Source organism: Roseivirga sp., assembly GCF_965216855.1.
Taxonomy (GTDB): Bacteria; Bacteroidota; Bacteroidia; order Cytophagales; family Cyclobacteriaceae; genus Roseivirga.
Window position 1 is genome coordinate 1,576,379 of record NZ_OZ244204.1, and the last position, 23,161, is coordinate 1,599,539.

The 23,161-nt window shown below is 44.4% G+C and carries 16 protein-coding genes; 5 read left to right on the forward strand and 11 right to left on the reverse strand.

The features are described from left to right. Window positions 1-29: 29 nt before the first annotated feature. The 8 genes from murD to ACOOEY_RS07165 form a co-directional block, all read right to left on the reverse strand. Complete coding sequence (gene murD / locus ACOOEY_RS07130) at window positions 30-1,367, reverse strand: UDP-N-acetylmuramoyl-L-alanine--D-glutamate ligase (RefSeq protein ID WP_420387983.1); 1,338 nt, start codon at window positions 1,365-1,367, stop codon at window positions 30-32. Window positions 1,368-1,369: 2 nt separating this feature from the next. Continuing rightward, window positions 1,370-2,584 carry a phospho-N-acetylmuramoyl-pentapeptide-transferase gene (gene mraY / locus ACOOEY_RS07135; protein WP_420387984.1) on the reverse strand — a complete coding sequence of 405 codons (1,215 nt, stop codon included), beginning with the start codon at window positions 2,582-2,584 and terminating at the stop codon, window positions 1,370-1,372. Between the two features lie 138 nt (window positions 2,585-2,722). Beyond that, window positions 2,723-4,189 (reverse strand): UDP-N-acetylmuramoyl-L-alanyl-D-glutamate--2,6-diaminopimelate ligase, encoded by a 1,467-nt coding sequence (locus ACOOEY_RS07140; protein ID WP_420387985.1) that lies wholly within the window; start codon window positions 4,187-4,189, stop codon window positions 2,723-2,725. Next, on the reverse strand, window positions 4,189-6,294 hold the full coding sequence (locus tag ACOOEY_RS07145) for a penicillin-binding protein (protein ID WP_420387986.1): 2,106 nt from the start codon (window positions 6,292-6,294) through the stop codon (window positions 4,189-4,191). The genes ACOOEY_RS07140 and ACOOEY_RS07145 overlap by 1 nt, the downstream gene beginning before the upstream one ends. Continuing rightward, on the reverse strand, window positions 6,284-6,661 hold the full coding sequence (locus ACOOEY_RS07150; RefSeq protein WP_420387987.1) for an FtsL-like putative cell division protein: 378 nt from the start codon (window positions 6,659-6,661) through the stop codon (window positions 6,284-6,286). Before ACOOEY_RS07150 ends, ACOOEY_RS07145 begins: the two co-directional genes overlap by 11 nt. Beyond that, the gene (gene rsmH, locus ACOOEY_RS07155) at window positions 6,642-7,571 is read right to left on the reverse strand and encodes a 16S rRNA (cytosine(1402)-N(4))-methyltransferase RsmH (RefSeq protein WP_420387988.1); all 930 of its coding nucleotides are present in this window, start codon (window positions 7,569-7,571) and stop codon (window positions 6,642-6,644) included. The genes ACOOEY_RS07150 and rsmH overlap by 20 nt, the downstream gene beginning before the upstream one ends. Before the next feature lie 6 nt (window positions 7,572-7,577). Further along, window positions 7,578-8,024 (reverse strand): division/cell wall cluster transcriptional repressor MraZ, encoded by a 447-nt coding sequence (mraZ, locus tag ACOOEY_RS07160; RefSeq protein ID WP_420387989.1) that lies wholly within the window; start codon window positions 8,022-8,024, stop codon window positions 7,578-7,580. Window positions 8,025-8,495: 471 nt separating this feature from the next. Next, entirely contained in the window at window positions 8,496-9,470 is a 975-nt protein-coding gene (locus ACOOEY_RS07165) for a polyprenyl synthetase family protein (RefSeq protein ID WP_420387990.1), read from the reverse strand. Between the two features lie 74 nt (window positions 9,471-9,544). Here ACOOEY_RS07165 and ACOOEY_RS07170 point away from each other — a divergent pair, with 74 nt between their 5' ends. Continuing rightward, window positions 9,545-10,396, forward strand: coding sequence for an alpha/beta hydrolase family protein (locus ACOOEY_RS07170; RefSeq protein WP_420387991.1), 852 nt, complete (start codon window positions 9,545-9,547; stop codon window positions 10,394-10,396). Here ACOOEY_RS07170 and ACOOEY_RS07175 read toward each other — a convergent pair. Further along, complete coding sequence (locus tag ACOOEY_RS07175; protein WP_420387992.1) at window positions 10,386-11,351, reverse strand: lipid A-modifier LpxR family protein; 966 nt, start codon at window positions 11,349-11,351, stop codon at window positions 10,386-10,388. The two genes, ACOOEY_RS07170 and ACOOEY_RS07175, sit on opposite strands and share 11 nt — an antisense overlap. A gap of 63 nt (window positions 11,352-11,414) precedes the next feature. Between ACOOEY_RS07175 and ACOOEY_RS07180 the strand changes: the two genes are divergently transcribed. Genes ACOOEY_RS07180 through ACOOEY_RS07190 form a run of 3 tightly spaced genes read left to right on the forward strand, consistent with a single transcriptional unit; the run spans window position 11,415 to window position 15,284 of the window. Then, window positions 11,415-12,515, forward strand: coding sequence for an aminotransferase class I/II-fold pyridoxal phosphate-dependent enzyme (locus ACOOEY_RS07180; protein WP_420387993.1), 1,101 nt, complete (start codon window positions 11,415-11,417; stop codon window positions 12,513-12,515). Between the two features lie 50 nt (window positions 12,516-12,565). Continuing rightward, a complete protein-coding gene (locus tag ACOOEY_RS07185) occupies window positions 12,566-14,260 on the forward strand; it encodes a 1-acyl-sn-glycerol-3-phosphate acyltransferase (protein ID WP_420388642.1) in 1,695 nt (564 codons plus the stop codon). Beyond that, on the forward strand, window positions 14,253-15,284 hold the full coding sequence (locus tag ACOOEY_RS07190) for an NAD(P)H-dependent glycerol-3-phosphate dehydrogenase (protein WP_420387994.1): 1,032 nt from the start codon (window positions 14,253-14,255) through the stop codon (window positions 15,282-15,284). The genes ACOOEY_RS07185 and ACOOEY_RS07190 overlap by 8 nt, the downstream gene beginning before the upstream one ends. Here the strand turns inward: ACOOEY_RS07190 and ACOOEY_RS07195 are convergent. After that, window positions 15,271-16,518 carry a M48 family metallopeptidase gene (locus tag ACOOEY_RS07195; RefSeq protein ID WP_420387995.1) on the reverse strand — a complete coding sequence of 416 codons (1,248 nt, stop codon included), beginning with the start codon at window positions 16,516-16,518 and terminating at the stop codon, window positions 15,271-15,273. The two genes, ACOOEY_RS07190 and ACOOEY_RS07195, sit on opposite strands and share 14 nt — an antisense overlap. 14 nt (window positions 16,519-16,532) lie before the next feature. Further along, window positions 16,533-17,567: a type IX secretion system membrane protein PorP/SprF gene (locus tag ACOOEY_RS07200; RefSeq protein WP_420387996.1), complete on the reverse strand. Its 1,035-nt coding sequence runs from the start codon at window positions 17,565-17,567 to the stop codon at window positions 16,533-16,535. Between the two features lie 213 nt (window positions 17,568-17,780). Between ACOOEY_RS07200 and ACOOEY_RS07205 the strand changes: the two genes are divergently transcribed. Then, window positions 17,781-23,114: a gliding motility-associated C-terminal domain-containing protein gene (locus tag ACOOEY_RS07205; RefSeq protein WP_420387997.1), complete on the forward strand. Its 5,334-nt coding sequence runs from the start codon at window positions 17,781-17,783 to the stop codon at window positions 23,112-23,114. Window positions 23,115-23,161: the final 47 nt, after the last annotated feature.

A 23,161-nucleotide genomic window follows, 5' to 3' on the forward strand; every position in this document is an offset into this window, starting at 1 on the left:
ATCGTCATTCAACATTCATAAATCCCAAATCAGAGTGCCAATACGGCACGCTTGAATTGATTTCCTCTGTCTACATAATTTTGAAACAAGTCGAAACTTGCACATGCCGGAGAAAGCAACACTGTGTCTCCGGGCTCAGCCAATTCCTTTGCCCAGCGCACCGCCTGAATCAGATCATCGGTTGACCTAATGACAGGTACCAGGTTTTCGAATGAAGTCATGAGCTTCGAATTGTCCGTTCCCAGGCAAATCAAAGCTTTCACCTTATCCTGAACCAATTGGTTTACCAGGTTATATTCATTGCCCTTATCCACTCCTCCGGCAATCCATACAATAGGATTATCGAAAGCATCGAGGGCATACTTTACAGAATCAAGATTGGTTGCTTTAGAGTCGTTGATATACTCTACTCCATTGAGCTCACGAACTGACTCAAGTCTATGCTCGGCTCCCTTGAACGTTTTAAGCGCTTCCAGCAAAGCCTTAGGAGAAACTCCTGCCAACAATGCGGCATTGCCCGCAGCCGCAGCATTCAATGCATTGTGTAGTCCCTTGATTGAGATATCTGCTCTGGGGGCAGATACCTCAATACCATTAGGGACATAAAACAACCTATCATTTTGTATATAAGTTATCTCAGCAGCGTCTCCGCTGAGCGAAAAGGGATGTACATTGAGGCCACTAGTGGCTTTAACAATGCCTTCCCCGATTTGGGGGTCATCCTGCCAATAGACAGCATGACGTCCCAGGTGTACAAGGTGAAATATGCGCATCTTCGATGCGATATACTTTTGAAAGTCGTAGTCGTATCTATCCAGATGATCTGGAGTGATATTCAACAAGACTCCTATTTCTAATTTCAATTCGTAAGAATCGTCCAATTGGAAACTGCTCAATTCGAGTACATACCAATCGAAGTTTTCAGTCATCACCTGACGGGCGAAACTGGTTCCTACATTTCCTGCCAGCCCCACATTAAATCCTCCGGTTTTAAGGATATGGTATGTGAGCATGGCCGTTGTCGTTTTACCATTGGTTCCTGTAATACCAATGAGTTTGGCTTTGGTAAACTGTGCCGCGAACTCAATCTCAGAAATGATGAGATTTCCATTAGCTCTCAGCTTTTTAATCAATTCAGCCTTCTCCGGTATACCAGGACTTTTCACTACGAGATCAGCCTGAAGTATCCGCTCCGTACTGTGCTTACCTGACTCAAATTCAACCTGACTATCCTGAAGCTCTTTGATATATTGCTCCTTGATCGATCCAGCATCAGACACGAAAACATCATAGCCTTTTACTTTTCCAAGCAAAGCAGCTCCGATTCCGCTTTCTCCAGCGCCTAGTATGACCAATCTTCTTTTCAAGCTTATCTCAGTTTCAAGGTTGCCAGGGTTATAATTGCCAACAGAATACCCACGATCCAGAATCGCGTCACGATTTTAGGTTCAGGGATTTCCATCTTTTGATAATGGTGATGAAGCGGAGACATCTTGAAGATTCTTCTGCCTTCACCATATTTCTTTTTAGTGTATTTGAAATAACTCACCTGCAGAATAACAGAGAGATTTTCTATCACGAAGATTCCACACAATACTGGAATCAAAAGTTCTTTTCTAAGTACCAGGGCCAATACAGCAATTACTCCTCCGAGTGAAAGACTTCCTGTATCTCCCATAAACACCTGTGCCGGATAAGAATTGTACCATAAGAAACCTACACAGGCTCCAACAAAGGCAGTACAGAATATTACCAGTTCACCAGAGTTAGGGATGAACATTACATTGAGGTAATCCGAGAATATGGCATTACCTGAAATGTAGGCCAGTATGGCCAGAGTCAGTCCGATAATTGCCGAAGTACCTGCCGCCAGACCATCAATACCATCCGTAATGTTGGCTCCATTTGAAATGGCCGTAACGAAGAAGATGACAATCAAAATGTAGATCGCTGCAGTAATCAGGTCATTTTCAGTCGGATTCAGTTTACTATAATCCAACTCGTTATTCTTTACAAAAGGAATAGTCGTGGTGGTTGACTTTGAATCAGTAAAACTGACCTCTGTCTGCTCACCTGCCTGAATCTCAGTAGGTGTTTCACTGAACTCTCGTACTACAACATCATCACTAAAGAATAACGTTGCACCAACAATAAGACCTACACTCACCTGACCCACAATTTTAAATCGACCAGCCAGCCCTTCTTTGTTCTTTTTAAATACCTTAATGTAGTCATCGAGAAAGCCAATGGCTCCCAACACGAGCGTAGTCACCAACAGCAGGATCACATAAATATTCTCCAGTTTAGCAAAGAGCAGGGTTGGTATAACAATCGCTGCAATAATGATCAGTCCACCCATTGTTGGTGTACCTTTCTTTTGCATTTGACCCTCCAGACCTAAGTCACGGATAGTTTCTCCTACCTGCTTCTTCCTCAGCATAGTAATGAGAGATTTTCCGAACGTGATGGTAATCAAAAGGGAAACAAGCACAGCCATACCCGCCCTGAAGGAGATATATTGGAATACACCAGCTCCAATCAGGTCAAATTCTCTATCTAAAAAGTCGAATAAGTAGTATAGCACTTTACAGTTCTCCGTTTCTGGTTTTATGATTTATGATCTTAGATTTTTGATCTACGATGTCTTCAGTACCGATAACTGTTCCTGTTAAGTTGTCATTCGTAAATCCCAAATCGCAAATCGTAAATCGCATATCGTACATCACTTTTGATTCATCAGGTTTAACATTTCACTGAGTATCTTCCGATCGTCAAAGTCGCTACGCACGCCTTTAATTTCCTGGTATGTCTCATGTCCTTTGCCGGCCACCAGAATAATATCATTGGGCTCAGCCATACTACAGGCAGCTTTTATTGCTTCCCTTCTATCTTCAATGACCAGGGTCTTTTTAAAGTTAGAAGGCGTTACGCCTGCCTGCATATCTTTCAGAATAGCTCCAGGCTCCTCGAAGCGCGGATTATCTGAAGTCAGTATTACTTTATCACTCAAATCACAGGCGATTTTCGCCATGATTGGTCTTTTCTCTTTATCCCGGTTACCTCCGCAGCCCACCACAGTAATTACCGTCTCGTTTCCTGTTCTGAACTCCTGAATAGTTGACAGCACATTTTCCAATGCATCGGGCGTATGTGCATAATCTACTAAGGCAGTAATACCTGTATTGGTAATGACTTGCTCAAAACGGCCCGGGGCCGGGTTCACATTGGACAGCTGCTCAAGCACCTCCGTTTCATCTTCACCAAGCAGTACGGCTGTTCCGAAGACAGCTAACAGATTATAGGCATTGAAATCACCTATAAGTTTGAACCAAACGTTCTTTCCGTCAATGTCTAACTCAAGTCCCTGAAGAGTATTTGAAAGTATCTTCGCCTTAAATGCGGCCATAGATTTCAAACCGTATTTATGCTTGGCAGCTTTGGTATTCTGGAGCATGATGGCTCCTCTCTTATCATCGGCATTCACTAAAGCAAAGGCTGTCGATGGTAGCCCATCGAACAGCATTTTCTTCGCTTTAATGTACTCATCGAATGTTTTATGATAGTCCAGGTGTTCGTGTGAAAGGTTTGTGAATACGGCTCCTTCATATTTCAATCCTGCAATTCTGTTTTGCACGATCGCATGAGAGCTTGATTCCATAAAACAATGAGTACAGCCCTTGGCGACCATCTGTGCCAAAGTCTCATTGATAGCGATAGCATCCGGAGTAGTATGGGTAGCCGGAAGCACCTCATCATTAATTCTGTTTTCTACCGTGGAAAGTAATCCGGTATTATATCCGAGCGAACGGAATAGCTGATAGAGCAATGTCACACAAGTGGTTTTACCATTTGTGCCTGTTACTCCAACCAGTTTTAATTTCTCTGAAGGGTTACCAAAGAAATTGGAAGCCATGAAACCCAATGCTTTCGAAGAATCATCCACCTGAATATAGGCTATACCTTCTACCTGATTCTCTGGAAGGGTTTCACAAACAATCGCCACAGCACCTTTTTCCAATGCCATGTCGATATACTCATGACCATCGACCTGAGTACCGGATACAGCCACGAAGACTGACCCTTTTTCCACCTTTCTGGAATCAAAGGCAATAGCATTTACTTCCGTTTCCATATCACCGGAAACCGACTGAAGCGACACCTTATATAATATGTCTTTCAATGCTGCCATTAGCCAAGGTCTAGTTTGATGGTTCCACCTTTGGTTATTCGAGTACCAGGACCGACCGACTGTCTTTTCACCCGGCCGTTACCTGATATCGAAACTTTTAACCCACTATTTTCAAGGATGTACACCGCATCGCGCAAAGTCATGCCCTGCACGTTGGGTACCAATCCTGTATCATCATGATTCTTCTGCCAGATAATGGCATTATTATTTACCGAACTTCTCACCCACTCAGAAGCCTCTTCTGACGGGTAGTTTGAAATTCCCAATTCGTTACACAACTCGTTCAATTCTTCCAACCTGCCCGCTCTGATTACCGGGAAGGTTCCGTTATTGGCTGCTGTATACTGAGGAGTGAATGACTCGTGGATTTCAAGGTTCTGCGCATAGATCATATCCGCTATTTCCTTGAATACAGGAGCAGACACATCACCTCCGAAGCGGTTCCACCCTCTGGGGTAATCGATCACCACAATACAGGAGTACATTGGGTCGTCTGCAGGGAAGTAACCAGCAAACGAGGCATAGAATTGCTGTGAGTAATAACGACCATTGACTAATCGCTGAGCAGTTCCTGTTTTCCCTGCAATCTTATAGTAGTCGTTTTTAATGTTCTTGGCGGTCCCTCTTTCAACCACTCCCTCCAACATAATGCGTAGTTTCTCCAGCGTTTCATCAGAAGCAATTTTCTTATTCAACACTTTGGCCTCGAAAGTCTCTACCGGCTGATTAGCACGATTGATACTCTTGATCAATATCGGCTGAATCATTTTACCATCATTAGCCACTGCATTGTAGAAAGCAAGTGTTTGAAGCGGTGTTAAACTGGTCTCGTACCCCACAGACATCCATGGCAATGAAGAACCTGACCAACTAGGATCCGAAGGCTCTTTGATCAAAGGCTCTCCTTCTCCCAGGAGCTGAAAGCCCAACATTTTGCCATAACCTGTAGACTTAATGATATCTACATACTCCTGAGGATTATCTCCGAAATGCTCAGTAACCAATTTAGAAACCCCCACATTGGAAGATTTTTCAAATACCTCCTGAACAGTCAACTTACCATAGCCACCTTTTTTCTCATCTACCAGCTTGAGCTTACCATCGAAGAACTCAATGGTACCATCTCCGGTATCTACACTATCCATTAAGTCTACCTTACCTGCTTCCAAAAGCGCCAGCATAGAAGCCAGTTTGAATGTAGAGCCGGGATCATTATTGGTGCCTACTGCATGATTATACGATTCGGCATAATAGCCGCTTTCCGTTCTGGTTAAGTTAGAGATCGCCTTAATTTCACCGGTCTTGACCTCCATCAACACAACTGATCCGTAAACCGCATCATAAGTGGTTAAGGCTCTTAATAACGCATTTTGAGCAACATCCTGAAGGTTGATATCAATGGTGGTATGGATATCATATCCATCAACAGGTCGCACATCGGTAGCGGCATTCACCGGCTTCCAGTTTCCACCGGCCACTCGCTGATAAAGCCCCTCTCCGTCCTGGCCTGCCAGGTAATCGTCAAAGCTTCCTTCAATACCTACTCCAACACCATCTTCATTGATATAGCCAATGGTTCTCCTAGCCAGCAACTTGAAAGGCCTGTGTCTGTCGTCTTCCTTTTCAAAAATGACCCCTCCCTGCATTTGGCCTAATCGAAAAATCGGCCAGGCCTGTATTTCCTGCTTCTCCTGATAATTCACCAGCTTACGGTTGAGCACCATATACTGACTTTTCATTTGTCGAGCCTCCGAGATCTTCTTCTTATAGTAGTCTGAAGAATGATCTCGGAAAAATTTCGACAATAGGAGTGAAAGGGAGTCTATATTAGACGTAAATGTCTCATCATCAACCAGCGAGGGATCAAATGCCAACTTGTAGAAGGGGAGTGAACTGGCAAGCAGATCACCTCCAGCAGCATAGATATTACCTCGGGTTGCTTTAATCGTTTTATAGTCAAGGCTATTCTGGGCAGCCATTTCGCGCCACTGATCGCCTTCAATCATTTGTACTTCTACCAGCTTGTAGATAACGGCCAAGACAAACAATACCGCTACCAAAAAAGCTATTCGAACCCTGAGCAGTATAGAGTGCTTAATATTCATCTTCGTCTACAATGATTTTGATTGGCGGCTCTTTACTCTCTTCCAAACCAAGGTCTTTGACCTTTTTGGCTACTTCAGATTGTTTGCTGTTGTACATATACTCAGCTTCGAGCGTAGTAACATCAGCACGCAAATCTTCCACTTCTTCTTCCAGTCGATCCAATTCACGGGTCGATCTTTCAGCATAGTGGTTGTTCCAAACGTAGATGATTCCCAACAGAACAGCGAAGACAACTTTGGGCAGATACTTAACAGGGAAACCAGTTTCGAAAGCTTTGCCTAATTTCAAACCGGACGCCAAAAACCCGAAGAATCCTTTCTTCGAGCCTTGATTTTCCGATTTAATCTTAAACCTGTTTTCTGCCATTTTCAATACACTCAGCCACCCGGAGCTTGGCGCTTCTCGATCGGCTGTTTTCTGTTAGTTCTTGTTGGTTTGCCGTTACCGGCTTTCTATTCACAGCCCTAAAGGGCTTCAATTCATTTCCAAAAAAATCTTTCTCCACTTCGCCAAACACCTTCCCTTTATTGATAAAGTTCTTCACCATGCGGTCTTCCAGAGAATGATAGCTCATGACTACCAATCGACCACCCGGCTTTAGCACTTCAGCACTTTGCATCAGAAAATCCTCCAAAGCCCCCATCTCATCGTTCACCTCGATTCTAATGGCTTGAAAAACCTGAGCATAGTACTTAAACTCTTTACCCCTGGGCGCAAACTTTTTCAACAGGTCTATCAGATCGAAAGTCGTCTGAAAAGGCTTTGAGAATCTTTCAGAGACTATAGCTGCCGCGACTGAACGGGCATTTTTAATCTCACCATAGATCCCCAGTATCTTATGAAGCTCCTTTTCCTCATACTCATTGACGACTGTCTTGGCAGACTTTGCAGCTGATCTATCCATTCTCATATCGAGATCGGCATCACCACGGGTAGAAAAGCCACGTGTTGCCTCATCGATTTGATGAGAAGAAATCCCCAGATCAGCCAAAATTCCATCTACCTGAGTAATGCCATGTAGTTTGAGGTAGCGCTTCAAATACCTGAAGTTGGCTTGTACAAATGTGAAAGAACGATTTTCTATAGCTTCAGCATTTACTTTCGCGTCCACATCCTGGTCGAAACCAAAGAGCCTTCCCGCCTCAGACAAATGCGTCAATATTTCTTTTGAATGCCCACCTCCACCGAAGGTCACATCCACATAAATTCCGTCAGGTTTGATATTGAGCCCATCGATACATTCTTTCAGCATTACGGGCACATGATATTCAGCCATTACTTGTTAATCTTCAGCCAAGTATTTTTCGGCTAGTTTTGAGTATTCCGAAGTGTCATTGATGAGGTTTTCTTCATACAGATCAGGATTCCAGATTTCTACACGATTCCCCAACCCCACTAAGACCACATCCTTTTCCAACGAAGCAAAACTCATCATCCTTGCAGGAATATTAATTCTTCCCGAGCCATCCATCTCAATTTCCAGGTTACCCCTAAAGAAGCTCCTTTGAAATCTTCTGTACTCCTCGTTGAATTCACTCAAAGACCGAACGCGGTTGATAATCTTTTTGTACTCGATCATCGGATATAAAACCAGACACGACTCAAAGCCTCGTCTTAAGACGAGTTCCTGAGTAGCCACATCAGGCAATGCCGACTTCACCTTTGCAGGTAAAGCAAGCCTTCCTTTGGCATCCAGCTTACAATCATATTCTCCAGTAAAAAAGGTCATTACACACCTGAACTAATACAAAGATAGAAAAACATTCCACTTCACCCCACTTTTTTCCCTTTTTTCCCACTTTGCCAGAAAATTTACAAAATTCTACGAATTCAGGCTCAATTGAAGGCAAAATTTATCAGCAACTACCAACAAGCATGCAAGCCACAATCACATGATAATCAATAAGTTATAATCACAATGAGACAACATACTTAAGAAAAAGAATAGCTTAGGGAGAAAGGTGGAAGATGGTGGGAGGTTTCCCCAGCTCTTCCGTTGAAACAAAGAATTTCTAACGGAATGGGGCTTGGTTAGGCAAGGCAGGGGACCTCTTTTCCGCCTTAAAAACAACCTCAACTAAGGTGATTATTCTATAGAGTTGTCTTGGAATTGGTGGAGGATTACTGACAACTTCATCAGCAAAACAAATACTTAAACTACTAATCATTAACACCTGCCGACTAACCTTGGCAGGTGTTATCATTTAGTACGCTCAATGGTAAATTGCACGAGGTCGAGAAGGCTCTGGCGGTAAGTAGATTCCGGAAATTCAAGCAGCAGTTCACGTGACTTGTCATAGTAACCCTGCATCACCTCTTTGGCATATTCAATACCTCCTGAAGCTTTTACAAAGTCGATGACTTCCTGGACTTTCTTATTGGTTTGCTTGTTACTCTTGACAATACCTTTGATTCTTCTTTTATCTGATTTAGAAGCCTTGTTCAGGGCATAAATCAATGGTAAAGTCATTTTCTTCTCCTTGATATCAATACCCAGTGGTTTACCAATTTCGTTGGTTCCATAATCAAAAAGATCGTCTTTGATCTGAAAGGCCATACCCACATTCAAACCAAATTCCCTCATCCTGATAATAGAAGCCTGGTCTCCCCCTGAGGAAGCCGCTCCAACTGCACAGCATGAAGCAATGAGTGATGCCGTTTTCTGACGAATAACTTCGTAATAGATATCTTCGGTAATATCGAGGTTACGTGCTTTTGCCATCTGGAGCAACTCTCCTTCCGACATTTCACGCACGGCCTCTGACACGATTTTCAACAAATCGAAGTCCTCATGATCTACCGACAAAAGAAGCCCTCTGGATAAGAGATAATCTCCTACCAAAACGGCTATCTTATTCTTCCATAAAGCATTGATAGAAAAGAACCCTCTTCGAAAGTTGGAGTCATCTACCACATCGTCATGTACCAAAGTAGCTGTATGCAGCAGCTCAATAAGAGACGCCCCTCTGTAGGTTCGATCGGAAATCTGGCCTGATGTACCGGCAGAAAGGAAAACAAACATCGGTCGCATTTGCTTGCCTTTGCGCTTCACAATATAGCTCATGATTTTATCGAGCAGAAAGACCTTGCTTTTCATGAAAGACCTGAATTTCTCCTCGAAATCGACCATTTCGGAGGCTATGGGAGCCTGTATTTCTTTAAGTTGAAGGGCCATTGGACTTGAGTGGTACAATGATAATAGTTAAACTAGCAACCGCAAAAACATAACTGTAAATTCAAATAAACAAGGTGCATCAGCTGACCAATAAAGAGATACTTATTCCGGGCAACTCTCCCCTGAAACCATTAACTGCAGATATTACTTTTCAAGCCGGAAAAACCAATCAGCCTTTAGTGCTTCTGGCCCATGGCTTCAAGGGCTTTAAAGACTGGGGACCCTGGCCTTTATTATCTGAGCAAATAGCCTCTGAGGGCTTTTGTTTATGCAAGTTCAACTTCTCCTTTAATGGAGTAGTTCCTGATAATTTAAATGAAATTACAGACACAGAGGCCTTTGGCTACAATAACTTCAGCAAAGAGCTGGATGATCTTGATCGATTGCTTCACTTTTTGGGTCAGGAAGAGCAACAGAAAACCTTCGGTTATGACTTTCAGCAGATATATCTGATCGGACATAGTCGGGGAGGTGGCATTTCTATCATTAAAGCTTCTGAAGATTCGCGCATTAAAAAGCTGGCTACCTGGGCCTCAGTGCACGACTTTAGCTCCTTCTTTTCAGAAGCTGAATTGATGTACTGGAAAACACATGGAGTGATTCAGGTCAAAAACTCAAGAACCGGAGTCGTGTATCCTATGTACTATCAGTTTGTTGAAGACTTTCTTAAAAATGACGATCGGTTTGTCATAGAGAAAGCGCTCGACAAAACCAGCCAACCCATGCTGATTGTACATGGCACGAATGACGAAACGGTAAATATCAATGCTGCTTTTCAGTTGAAGGAATGGAAACCGGATGCTGAATTACATATCATTGAAAAGGCCTCTCACACTTTTGGAGCTACACACCCTTTCAACCAGCCATCACTACCGGGCGACCTTGAAAATGCCATGAGAAAGACGCTTGACTTTTTTAAAGCTTAGGCTTGGCAGGCTGCAGACGGATGTCGAGCTCAAAGCCAATATAGGCATGTCTTCCAGCCTGGCTGTCTTTCACTTCTTTGCTCAACCAGTTATAGGTGAATTTGAGTGTACTGGTCTCTGAATTGGTAGCAAAACCGATTCTTAAATGCCTTACCCATGGAATAACTCCAAAGGTCAGCGGACTTTCATCACCAAAGACATGGCCCTGAATTGTAGTATTATGCCCGACTACCTCCAGACCGTAACCCAGGAAGAAGTAGGTATGGGTTACCACCTGATCGCTCCCTTCTCCTATTAATGCATTGAATAAAGCACTGTGCCGAAGGTTTTGAAGTTTACCAAACCTGAAGTCTATTCTTTGCCTGGCATTTGTGAAGCCATTACCCAAAGAAGCCTGAGTGGAACTGATCATATCTATTTTACCCGGCCTGAGTATGAACTGTCGGTTGTATTCCAGCTTCAAGTCAATAATTAACCCATTGGAAATTTGAGTATCCCAGCCCTGAGGATTTGGAAAGCCGAACACCTTATGGTATCCTTCCTGAAAGGCCTCAGCTCCGGAAACCCTACCCATCACCCCAAGATCAAGGCCATATTCAAATCGCTGATTTAGTCCGTAAAACTCTGCCGACCTGAAATTAAGATTGAGCATTCCTGCATAGGGCCTCCAATAGTGCTCGGAATTGACAATAGTAACATCCTGGGGAGTCCAGAAACGATGCATCAATCCAAATCGAAAAACTCTTTTTGTGCTCTCGGTATCACCTGTTTTCAGGTAGGGGGAAAAACGATAATCGAGGAAGATGCCATTAGAGTAATAGCGGTCGTAGCTTAACAACAAATAGACATCGTTTTCATTGGCAATAGAAAACCCACGATTGCGGTATTCAGTTTGAGCATCGAGCCTGACAGTAAAAAGAAAAGATGCAACAACTATTGCCCCGAGTAATCTCATGTATTCGTAGATTGGTGGCAAAAGTGGTAATTATTTTTTTGTTGAGCCACCCAAAACCAAGAAATGGATCACCTGGAAAACAAGCTAAACAAGAGAAGAGAAGACGAATCGCTCAGAACACTGAAAAACAACAACCCAAATCTGAGAGATTTTTCTTCCAACGACTACCTGGGACTGGCGCGTTCAGCGGAATTAAAAAGGCTGATTCTGGATGCCTACCAGAAAGAAGATTATCCGAATGGCTCTACCGGATCCCGACTGATCACAGGCAATCAAGACATTACTGAGCAAACCGAATCCTTTCTGGCCCAGGTCTTCAATACTGAAAGCACACTTGTCTTCAACTCAGGCTACATGGCCAATATGGCTCTATTCTCTTCTATTCCCCAGCGGGGAGACACGATCATTTATGATGAGCTGTCTCATGCCTGTATCAAAGATGGTTGCCGATTAAGTATGGCCAAACGCCTACCATTTCTTCACAATAACCTGGATGATCTCAAAAAGAAGCTGGCTCAATCCGAAGGACAGGCTTATGTCGCCTGTGAGTCAGTCTACTCTATGGACGGGGATATGGCACCTCTTCTGGAAATTGCGACTATCTGCAAGGAAACCGGAGCCCGGCTCATAGTCGATGAAGCACACAGCACGGGCTTATGGGGAAAGGATGGTTCCGGCCTGATCAATGACTTGATGCTCAATGAAGGGGTCTTTGCCGTGGTGTATACTTTTGGAAAAGGGATGGGAATTCATGGAGCTGCCATAGCCACCTCTAAAATAGCCCGGGAATTCATGATTAATTTTTCAAGGCCCTTTATCTATACCACAGCTCCCTCGGCCTTCGAACTGATCTCTATTAAAACAGCTTTTGAATTCTTACAAACTCATCCAAGTCTGCAATTGAATATTCAGTCTAAGATTGAGCTGTTCAATGAGTTACAGCCAGGACACTCAAGCCCTTCAGCTATTAAGTCCTTTGAAATTGGTGGAAACCGGAAGACCAGGCTGGCGGCAGAAAAATTACAAGCCTCGGGTTTTGACGTCCGCCCTATCCTGAGTCCGACAGTGAAAGAAGGTACGGAACGTTTGAGGATTTGCCTTCACACCTTTAATACAGAAGAAGAAATTGTTTTACTTTGTGATCAACTGAAAGCTTTGACATAGAAGAAAATGTCGTTAGCTTTTAATTTCTGAGTTCATACTGAATGCAATCCATCTCGAAAGACTACACTAAAAAGAAATACGACCAAGTACTTCCAGGCGGTATTAATGAGTGGCCTGTAGTAGCGCTAAGCAGAAACAGGGCTGCCTTCATACAGGATGTTGCAGAAGAGAGCATCAAGCGGATCAAAGCCGCCAACAAATCGACCGATGCACTCATTGAAGAAATTGAAACCACCCTTTTCAGGGAAAAACTCAGAATCAAGAGAAACCCCTGGGCAGTAGACCCTGCCGATGAATCTGCCTTCCTCAATTCAGTCAAAGAGAGGTTGCTGGCCATTGCTACTTCTGAAGACGAGAAAGAGAAAACGGAAAAGCTGGATCAAATCCTGAATGAGATCGTCACTCGATATGCCGAAGAAATTGCCGGCAACTTCAAGAAGTCTCGTTACCGTATGGCTCGCTCCATTGTGACTTTTGGTTTCGCCAGACTATTAAATGCTTCGAGAGCCAGAGGTTTCTGGTCAATCTTCAGTACCCAGTACACTTTACAAGATAAGATCCATATCACGGGTGAAGTGGAGCAACTCAGAACTTTGGCCAAAAAAGGGACCATCATCATGGTTCCAACTCACTTCAGTAACCTGGACTCGATCCTTATTGGCTGGGTAATCAGCACCCTTGGTCTTCCTGCCTTTATCTATGGAGCCGGACTGAACCTGTTCAACATCAAGATATTCGCCTATTTTATGAATAGCCTTGGTGCCTATAAGGTAGACCGAAGAAAGAAGAACATGCTTTACCTCGAAACGCTGAAGACTTACTCCAGCCTGGCCATTCAAAGAGGTTGTCATAGTTTATTCTTCCCGGGAGGTACAAGATCTCGTTCGGGCCAAATAGAGAAAAGATTGAAACTTGGTTTGCTGAGCACCGCCATTGAGGCCCAAAGAATTAACTACCAAAAAGGAAAGCGTGATGCGCTCGAAAAGATATTTGTTGTTCCGGTAACACTGAACTACAACTTTGTGCTGGAAGCTCCGAGTTTGATCAGGCAATACCTTAAGCTTCAGGGACAGGAAAGATATTATGTAGAGAACGATGAATACTCTACCTCCTATAAAATCTCAGCCTTTCTGGTCAAATTCTTTACCAAGGGGTCTGACATCTCTGTTTCCATTGGTAAGGCCATGGACGTGCTCGGCAACTATGTAGACGAGCAAGGCCAGAGCTACGACAAGCATGGCCGCATTATAGACACGCAGGAATACTTCACTCAGGATGGTAAAATCATCTCTTCCAATACTCAAAGAGAAGATGAATACACCCGTATGTTGAGTGAGCGCATCGTTGAAGAATACCATAGAATCAACAAGGTATTTGCCAGTCATCTGGTGGCTTTCACTGCCTTTATCATCTTCCAGAGACAATTCAAAAAACTGGATTTATATAACCTGCTCAGATTGCCCGAAGAAGACCTCTTTATTCCTTATGATGAATTCAGAGCTTCCTTCGAACAAGTGCTGGCAAAGGTGCACCGCATGTATAATGCCGGTGAAATTGGCGTTTCTCCCTACCTCACTGGAGAAGTCGATAAAATCATTGATCATGGTTTAAAGAATGTGGGCATGTACCACTCAAAAAGGCCATTAATGAAGAACAAGAAGGGTGATTTGATTACGCATGACCTGAATCTGCTATATTATTATCACAACCGTCTGGTAGGCTATAATCTTGAAAAGTATGTCTGAATTAGTTGGAGTTATTGGTGCCGGTAGTTTTGGTACAGCCGTATCAAACATCCTGGCTAAGAATGTAAAGGTGCTACTCTACGCCAGAAATCCTGAAACTTATGCAGAGATCAACAAAACCAGAATCTCTGCCAATCAGAAATTAGCAGACAATATTGAGGTCACCAATCAACTGGAAGAGCTTCCACAAAGGTGTAATGTATTATTCCCGGTGATCCCTTCCTCTGGCTTCCGGGACATGATCAAAGAACTGGCCCCTCATTTAAGACCTTACCACATGATGATTCACGGCACCAAGGGGCTGCATCTTGAGCTTCCTGAGAAGAAGAGCCATGACTTTGTATTGAATAAGGATTGCCTGTTCACCATGAGTGAGTTGATCCGCAAAGAAACCGTGGTAGTTCGCGTAGGTTGTATGGCGGGTCCTAACCTGGCTTCTGAGCTTTCTTTGGGTCATCCTGCCGCTACGGTAATCGCCTCTCCTTTTACCGAAGTAATTACAAAGGGTAAATCCTTACTCAGATCAGAAAACTTTCAGGTGTATGGTAACCCGGACCTGAGGGGTGTAGAGCTTTGTGGCGTTTTGAAGAACATTATAGCCATTGCTTCCGGTATTCTCTCCGGTTTAGGACTGGGTGAAAACTCCAGAGGTCTTCTGGTAAGCCGTGGCTTAGTGGAAATGATTTACCTGGGGAGAGCGCTGGGTGGCGAAATCAGTTCATTCATTGGTCTGGCTGGCATTGGTGACCTGGTGGCTACTACAACCAGTACGAACAGCCGCAACTATACTTTAGGCCATAAAATTGGTCAGGGCGCTACACTGGATCAGGCACTATCGGAATTAGAAGAAACTGCTGAAGGGGTTAACACCATTAAAATCGTTAAGCAGTTAGCAGATAGCCAGGGACTCAAGCCATTGATTACAGAGACCCTGCACAAGATTCTCTTCGAAGACATGACTGCTGAACAGGGTGTCAATTACCTGATGAGATATCAGGGCAATATCGATATCAACTTTCTTTAGCTAAGGATTCCATCGCATTCAACCGAGCCAGCAATGGCGGATGGGAATAATGTGCAAACACATAGGCCGGATGTGGAGTCAGGTTGCTGAGTGATGACACGGAAAGTTTCTTTAAAGCTTCCATCAAGGGCTGAGCAGCATAAGTCTGCACAGCATAGGCGTCAGCTTCAAATTCATTCTTTCGGCTCAAGGCATTCATCAACAACCCAGTAACTCTCGATATAGGTGTGTAAAGCAAACCAAAAGCAATGAAGTTCAGGTGAACCGCCATTTCACTTCCTCCCAATGCAACCGACAGGTTCTCACTAAACACAAACAGCGATAACACATAGAAAGTAATGGCCATTTGCACTATACTCAACACCAGACTGAGGACGATGTGCTTCTTTTTAAAGTGCCCCACTTCATGCGCCAAGACCGCCACAAGTTCTTCATCCGATTGCTTTTCAATCAGCGTATCATATAGCACGATCTTCTTCTTTCTACCTAAGCCGGAAAAGAAAGCATTGGCCTTGGTCGACCTTTTGGAGCCATCAATTACAAAAATATTATCGAGCGGGAAATTGACTCCTTTGGCATAGCTCATGATTTTTTCTTTCAATTCGCCATCTTCCAGCGGCTTAAGCTTATTGAACAAAGGCAAAATCCATGAAGTATAGAATAGATTCATGATCAGCATAAACACTGACACCAGGCCCAGTGCGTAAAGCCAGAAGAATTCACCCAGTTGATGTACGATCCAGAGGAGAGCATAACCCAGTACCCCTCCGACAATAACGGTCAGCAAATAGCCTTTCAACTTATCGGTAATAAAAGTCTTCAGTGTGGTTTTGTTGAACCCAAACCTTTCTTCCAGCACAAAGGTGGCATAATATGAGAATGGAGTATTGACCAAATCTGACAAGACGAAAAGCACACCAAAGAAGGCGAGGGAAAGCAAAATGGGATCGGAGATATATGGTCTCAAAAATTCATCGAGCCAGCCAAAGCCTCCTAATGACAAAACCGCAACCGTGAGTACAGTACTAAACGCTGAGGTGATAAAGCCAAACTTAGATTTTGCCTTCTGATATTCCTGAGAGCGGGCATACTCCTCCTCGTTATAAAGATCCTTAAGCTTGTCAGGCACCGCAGATTTGGAGTGCTTTAAATTCAGAAAGTCCAGCGTTTGATCAATTGCATAATCAATCAATACAATACCAAGGATAAGGTAAAGCCATTCATTCGGATTCATAGGAAGAATGATTTTTAGTTCTTAGGACAAGGAATTCTCCATCTGTCCCTTGGCACCTTAACCGGCTTATTGAAATCAAGGAAATACGACATAGAGAATTCATGAGCACCTCCTGCTTCAATTCCTAAATCGGAAATAGTGTAATCAAAACTATAGCCGATATTGAAATTGTTGGTAGTTACTCCAAGGGAAAAGATAATTGCCTCGTTGTTCGGGAAGTTGTTGAACTGTTTAAAAGGTACACCTCTGTACTGCACACCCAGGTTAATAGGTTCAAGATGCAGGAAGGCGCCAATATCCAGCTGAGAAAAGCTTCCTTGTGTTTTATACTGGAAAACCGGTGTAATACTTCTTTCCGCATAAGTATAGGTAAGGTCTCTTCTGAGCGGGCCATGTCCGAGGTTAATCTTCAAACCTCCATGAATCGTTAATCTTTGAGGCAGTGGACTGTCCTCCTCAATAATTGACTGGTTAGGTTCTGTCAGGTGCTGCACCGCTGCTCCTAAAAACAGGGTTCTGGAATAGAGTACTCCACCTACGCTAATATCTCCGAAACTTACATTCAGATCCTTATCAACCACCGAAGGATCTGTGACGGTTGGATCAATGGCTCCGGTTACCGGATCGATCTGGTTGGTAAAAATAAACCCAAAGCCTGAACTCCTGTTCACGCTACTGAACTGAATCCCCGGTCTGAACACCAGATTATCATTGATTTTCAGTTGATAGGCATAGCTTCCTCCGATAGTGGTAGACCGTAAACCAAACGATCCCTCTCTGTCTGTAGTCACTATCAACCCAATGCCGCTATTGACTCGGTACATGTAATGATCCATGTAGAAGGAGAAGGTCTTGAAAGAAGACTGAAGGTTAGGCCATTGATTACGGTAATTCACCCCGAGACGGGTATAACCTGATGCTCCCGTAAAGGCCGGATTAATGTATAAAGGAGCAGCATAAAACTGCGAAAACTGAGGATCCTGAGCTTTTAACTCACCTATAGATATCAGCTGAATGAACACAAATAAAAGTATGCCGGCTTTACGCATCTTATTTTTTAACAATTAAACGGAAAGAAACCCTGTCACTATTATATGATAGTTTGAGTAATTTTCATTTTTCACATTAAATACCTCGTTCCCACGTACAAGATTTCCGTTATCTTAGGGCATTGTAATGAAGGGCTGAATATAATAAAAACCTTGAGAACCTCGTATAAGGGGTACCCTTTCGCCCGTTGTTGATAAGAAGAAGATTATAAAGTGTCTGCGAAGCAAATAACTCTCTTAATAGCTACTGTACTGTTCCAAACTTTCACGCTGACAGCACAGAATTATACCCAACATAACTGGTATTTCACGGGTAATGATCAGGCTTTGATCTTTGGCAAGTCTCCGGCAGCCACCCCCATCATCAGTCAGGGCAAGGTAGCTCAGAATAATATTGGTGAAAAAGTCACTGCGACTGACCCCACTACTGGAGATCTGATGTTCTATTCAGATGGTGTAAATATCTATGATGGCACCCATCAGATCATGCCTGATGGAAACAATATCTTCACTGACCCGGCTGCCATTCAAGGTTTAGCCACCAGCCCGGTTCCGGGTGCTCTCTTCCAAAACCAACAATATATCTTCCATAGGAATGCCGCAGGCGAAATATTGTATACAGTCATTGACATGGAAGTACAGGGCAACCGTGTAGATGGGCCTCCATCAGGAGCGGTAAGACCTGCAGAGAAAAATATTTCAACTGGAATTACGAATCGTGGCGATGGTATGCTGGTGATCGGCTCCAGCGACATGACTGAGTTTTGGCTGTTAACACAAGACGCCACTACCGGAGTTTTTGAACTTTACTCCATTCCTGCTCCGGGAGGGACTTTTGATGCAGCTGGCAATCTCAACCTGACAGTTGATGTTGATGCTGCTCATTTCGCCTATCATAACAGAACAGGACAAATCGCGATTATTCCCTCAAACGCTGCCAATGTTCAGATCATTCAGTTTCTCGAAGGTGGCGGACCAGGCCCTACCCTGACCTTCTCACGCAGTATCCTTAACTCTTTCGATGCGACAGAGAATTATGGCGGATCAGCCGGATGGTCTTTCTCGGGGCAGTTTGTCTATTTCAGCAGAAACGGAACAGAAGGAGGGCTCTATAGATTCGATGTAACGGATACACGCCCTGAAGCAGCCGTAGAAACGGTAGACACCTACCCTACCGGTGAAAGCCTTAGTTTGCAACTTGCCCCTGACAGCACCATTTACCACATTACCCGTGAAACAGGAGGTGGGGTTATGCAACTGAACCGAATCAATGCTCCGGACAGTGCAGTTAATCTTATTGACTACGAGGCAGCCTTATTCGATGGAGTAGATCCGCAGTCTGACTACTTCAGCCAGTTCAGCCCACAAAGAAATTTGCAGCCGACCATTACAGTTGGCGTGCAGGCCGGCAGTCTTTGCCAGAATACACCCATACAATTCTATCCTATCATCGACCCGCCAACGGCTATTCCTAGTCGCGTTTTGTGGGATTTCAGCTCACTGGGCATTCAGTCAGAACAATTTGCACCCATCATTACTTTCGATCAGGCCGGGCCACTCACAGGTTCCGTGTCGGTAGAAATTAACGGACTCACCTATCCGGGAGTCATTACGGGCAATATTGAAGAGAACGATTTACAGCTTTCTTTACCAGATACTACCATTTGTCCCGGTGAAGTCCTGACACTCGATGCTGAACCACAAAGCTCAGGTGGTGGAGGTGGTGGTGGCACCGGAGGAGGTGGCAGTGGAGGAACCGACTCCTATGAATACCTCTGGAGTACGGGTGAAACCACACAAACCATTGATGTAACAGAATCAGGCGATTACTGGGTAGTTGTAACCCCTACAGGTGGTGGCTGTCCGGTTTATGGTACAGGAAGAGTAACCGTTTATGGTGACGAAGGACAAACGGCCAACATCTGGTATTTCGGGAACGGGGCCGGCATAGACTTTAATGAGGAAGAGGGGCTCGATCCACCTCCGCGAAGTATTACAGAAGCCCATGCCATGAATGCTCCCGCGGGGACATCCACCATATCAGATGCCAATGGCGATGTCCTGTTCTACACCAATGGAACCTCTGTCTGGAATCGTGAGAACGGCAAGATGCCCAATGGATCAGAAATAGGCGGAGATAGCACGGCTGTTCAATCCGTGATGATTATCCCTTTACCGGAAGATGAAACCATCTACTATGTCTTTACTACACAAGAGGTCTATGGAGAAAACAGCTTTGAGCTGAAGTATGCGATTGTCGACATGAAGGCAGACAATGGACGTGGTGATGTGACCCTGAAAGACATTACACTCTATGCCAATAATACAGAAAGACTGGCCGCCTTTGAGGTGGGTGGTGGTTTCTGGCTATTGGCACACGAATATGGCAACCATACCTTTAGGTCCTATCCGATCACAGTCGATGGCATAGGTAATCCCGTCCTATCCTCAGCCGGAGGCATACACACCTATAACTTTGCCAACACTGCCCAGACAGGAATGAAATTCTCTGCCGATGGTCAGCGCATTGCGGTAACCATTGCAGAAGATACGGAAGACTATGTCGAACTATTCCGCTTTGATCAAACCACTGGTGAGGTGTCTGAATTTGAATATAGAATCGATTTGAATGAAGGTGGACCGGCCAATGATGAGGTTTATGACGCCCACTTCTCTACCGGGGGCAATAAGCTCTTTGTGACCATGAACAACCGTTCAGGTGGTTCTCCCGGAGGTCGGGTATTGGAGTATCGGGTTGATTCCTTGTCGACAGAAACTACCCGTCTGGCTTCCAGAACTAATATCGCGGCCAGCTCAGGATTGAATGTCAACTTTGGCCAGATTCAGACCGGCCCTGATGGAGGATTATATGTTGCCGTAGAAAGCCCAGGTAACCCTGGCGCTTCAGCTTTTGTAAGTCAGATCAATGCCAATGAAGATACAGCAGCCTTTTCGGCATTAACTCCTCAAAGTGTATTATTGACTGTTGGAAATTCCCGACTAGGCCTACCGAACTTTGTTCAAAATAACGCCAATCCTCAGCAATTGCCGGGTATGAGCGCTCCTGATGAAACTTGTGTGGAGCAGAGAATTGAAATGACCGGGTCCGGTACTTCAGATATAGATATTTTCGTCTGGTCTATCACTGACCAGAGCGATAACAGCACCATATTCAGTGCCGAAGGACAAGACACGGCTTATGTCTTTACAGAAAGTCAGGCCGGGTTGTATAATATCTCACTCAACATTTCGAACCGTTGTGGCTTTGATACAACACTGGTTCAACCCATTCAAGTATTAGGGACACCAGAGACTCCGACCATTCCTCAGGCCATTGCCTTATGTGAGGGAGATACTCAGACATTGGATGCCCGTCAGGGGCTTCCTAACGATCCGACCTTGACTTATGAGTGGACTGACAGCCAGGGCAATGTGGTTTCCACAGCGCAGACCTACACCGTTACTCAGCAGGAAATCTATACAGTTACTATTTCCAATGCATTGGGCTGCAGTAGTTCGGGAGAAGTATTCGTGGGGCCACCATTTGAAATACAATTACCCGAAGCCTCTACCATATGTCAGAATGCTCCGCTGACCTTAGATCCACAGGTAACGGCTAACAATTATATCTGGACTGTCATTAATCCTGACAACTCTACTACGACCCTGCCGAACCAGCGAAGGGCAACCGTAGACAGCAGTACACCAGGAGAATATCTCTATGTCGTTTCAATTGAAGACCCTATATCCGTGGGGTGTTTCGTGAATGATACTACGAGAGTAACAGTGAACCCATTAGCTCAGGCTACCGCCCAAAACATTATTAATCCTGCCTGTGGTGCTACCAATGGTAGTTTCGAACTTAACCTGACCAGCACCGGAAGTTACAGCTACACGGTAACGGGTAATTCAGCAGGTGTTGTGACACAGGGGTCAATTAATGGACCAACAACTCAGTTGATCAACAATCTGGGAGCAGATACTTATACCGTCACACTCACAGATAACAGTAGTGGCTGTGTAAATACAGTCTCCAATATTCAGGTGCAGAATGACCCTCCGGATTTCACGATTAGTGCTGTAACTCCGACAGATGCAGATTGTACCAATCCTACCGGAGCTATTACCGTGTCTCTGGATGCCAATGTTTTCCCAATTACTTATGTATTGACAAACACCACTGATAATACTTCAACATCTGGAACAGTCAATGCTGCTATTCCGGCCACCAGTTTTGATTTTGAATTGAGTGGATTGAGCGCTGGAACTTACAACCTGGAAATTACTTCAAGTGGAGGCTGTGTTCAAAGCCAGACCGGTATTGTCATTAATGAGCCTCAGCCTGTTGATCTGACCACCGAACCTTTCGTTGAGGAGTGTGCTGCTACAGCTACCTTAACCGCCACCTCCACCACAGCCGGAGCTACTTTTAGCTGGACAGGCCCGGGTGGATTTGCTGCGGCTGGTGGTACAGTGAGTGCCCCTCAGAGTGGTACTTACACTGTGACTGCTTCAGCACCTGGCTCATGTGATGTGACACAAGATGTCGTGGTAGATTTGACCATACAGCCCATCGTTCAGATTAATCAGACTGGCGATGTCTGTGAAGGGCAAATTACTTTAGAAGCCGAAGTACAAAACCCTCAGCCGGGTTCAACTTATACTTACAACTGGTCTAATGGAGCTACTACCAGAAGCATCACCGTTAATCAATCGGGCACCTACACGGTAACAGCAAGACATGCCGACAACCTGAACTGTAATGGCAATGCGAGCTCGACTATTACTATTCCTGATGAAATTGAAGCCACATTGTCTTCAAGCCCGGCTTGTGATGATGGCGCTCCTATAACACTCACTGTGGACGTAACTGCCGGAAGCCCGAATAGCTTCACCTGGACACTTGATGGTCAACCGATAGCACAAACGGGAGCTGTAATTCAGGTGACGGATGAAGGAGCTTATACAGTAAACATCAGTAACGGAACCTGTTTTATTGAAAGAAGCATTAACATCAGAAGACAAGCTATTCCTGAAGGCCTCTTACCAGAGGTTGACTACTACTGCGCTACCAGAAGTAACAACCCGGTACTCCTGGCTGGCAGAGGTTTTGACACTTATGAATGGACACTCGATGGTCAGCCGTATCCTCAGGGAGGTCAGACACTGGAAGTGATGGGGCCTGGCGAATATGTGGTTACCATGACGACTGCTATTGGTTGTGTGAGAACAGATACCGTAACCATCATCGAAAGCTGTGATCCGGAAATCATTGCGCCAAACGCTTTTGCACCTAGCAGCCCGGAACCCAACAATACCTTCTCAGTATTCCCTAATGACTTCGTAGACAACTTTGAAATCTTCATTTACACCCGTTGGGGAGAGCTGATTTATCAGAGCAATACACTCGAATTTAAGTGGGACGGTACATTCAATGGCGAATTGGTACCGTTAGGAACTTATCCTTATGTGATCAGATTCACTTCTAGATTTGAGCCGGAACGTGGCGTATTCGAAAGAAAAGGTGCCGTAGCGGTAATCAGATAAGAGCATAAAAAAGGGCTGTTTCAAAAGCTAATCTTGCACATCAACTG

Bases quoted from the DNA above. Each gene is read 5' to 3' on its own strand.
- ACOOEY_RS07140 (WP_420387985.1), bottom strand. From the start codon at position 4,189: ATGGCAGCATTGAAAGACATATTATATAAGGTGTCGCTTCAGTCGGTT.
- ACOOEY_RS07145 (WP_420387986.1), bottom strand. From the start codon at position 6,294: ATGAATATTAAGCACTCTATACTGCTCAGGGTTCGAATAGCTTTTTTG.
- ACOOEY_RS07150 (WP_420387987.1), bottom strand. From the start codon at position 6,661: ATGGCAGAAAACAGGTTTAAGATTAAATCGGAAAATCAAGGCTCGAAG.
- rsmH (WP_420387988.1), bottom strand. From the start codon at position 7,571: ATGGCTGAATATCATGTGCCCGTAATGCTGAAAGAATGTATCGATGGG.
- mraZ (WP_420387989.1), bottom strand. From the start codon at position 8,024: ATGACCTTTTTTACTGGAGAATATGATTGTAAGCTGGATGCCAAAGGA.
- ACOOEY_RS07165 (WP_420387990.1), bottom strand. From the start codon at position 9,470: ATGGCCCTTCAACTTAAAGAAATACAGGCTCCCATAGCCTCCGAAATG.
- ACOOEY_RS07175 (WP_420387992.1), bottom strand. From the start codon at position 11,351: ATGAGATTACTCGGGGCAATAGTTGTTGCATCTTTTCTTTTTACTGTC.
- ACOOEY_RS07180 (WP_420387993.1), top strand. From the start codon at position 11,415: ATGGATCACCTGGAAAACAAGCTAAACAAGAGAAGAGAAGACGAATCG.
- ACOOEY_RS07190 (WP_420387994.1), top strand. From the start codon at position 14,253: ATGTCTGAATTAGTTGGAGTTATTGGTGCCGGTAGTTTTGGTACAGCC.
- ACOOEY_RS07195 (WP_420387995.1), bottom strand. From the start codon at position 16,518: ATGAATCCGAATGAATGGCTTTACCTTATCCTTGGTATTGTATTGATT.
- ACOOEY_RS07200 (WP_420387996.1), bottom strand. From the start codon at position 17,567: ATGCGTAAAGCCGGCATACTTTTATTTGTGTTCATTCAGCTGATATCT.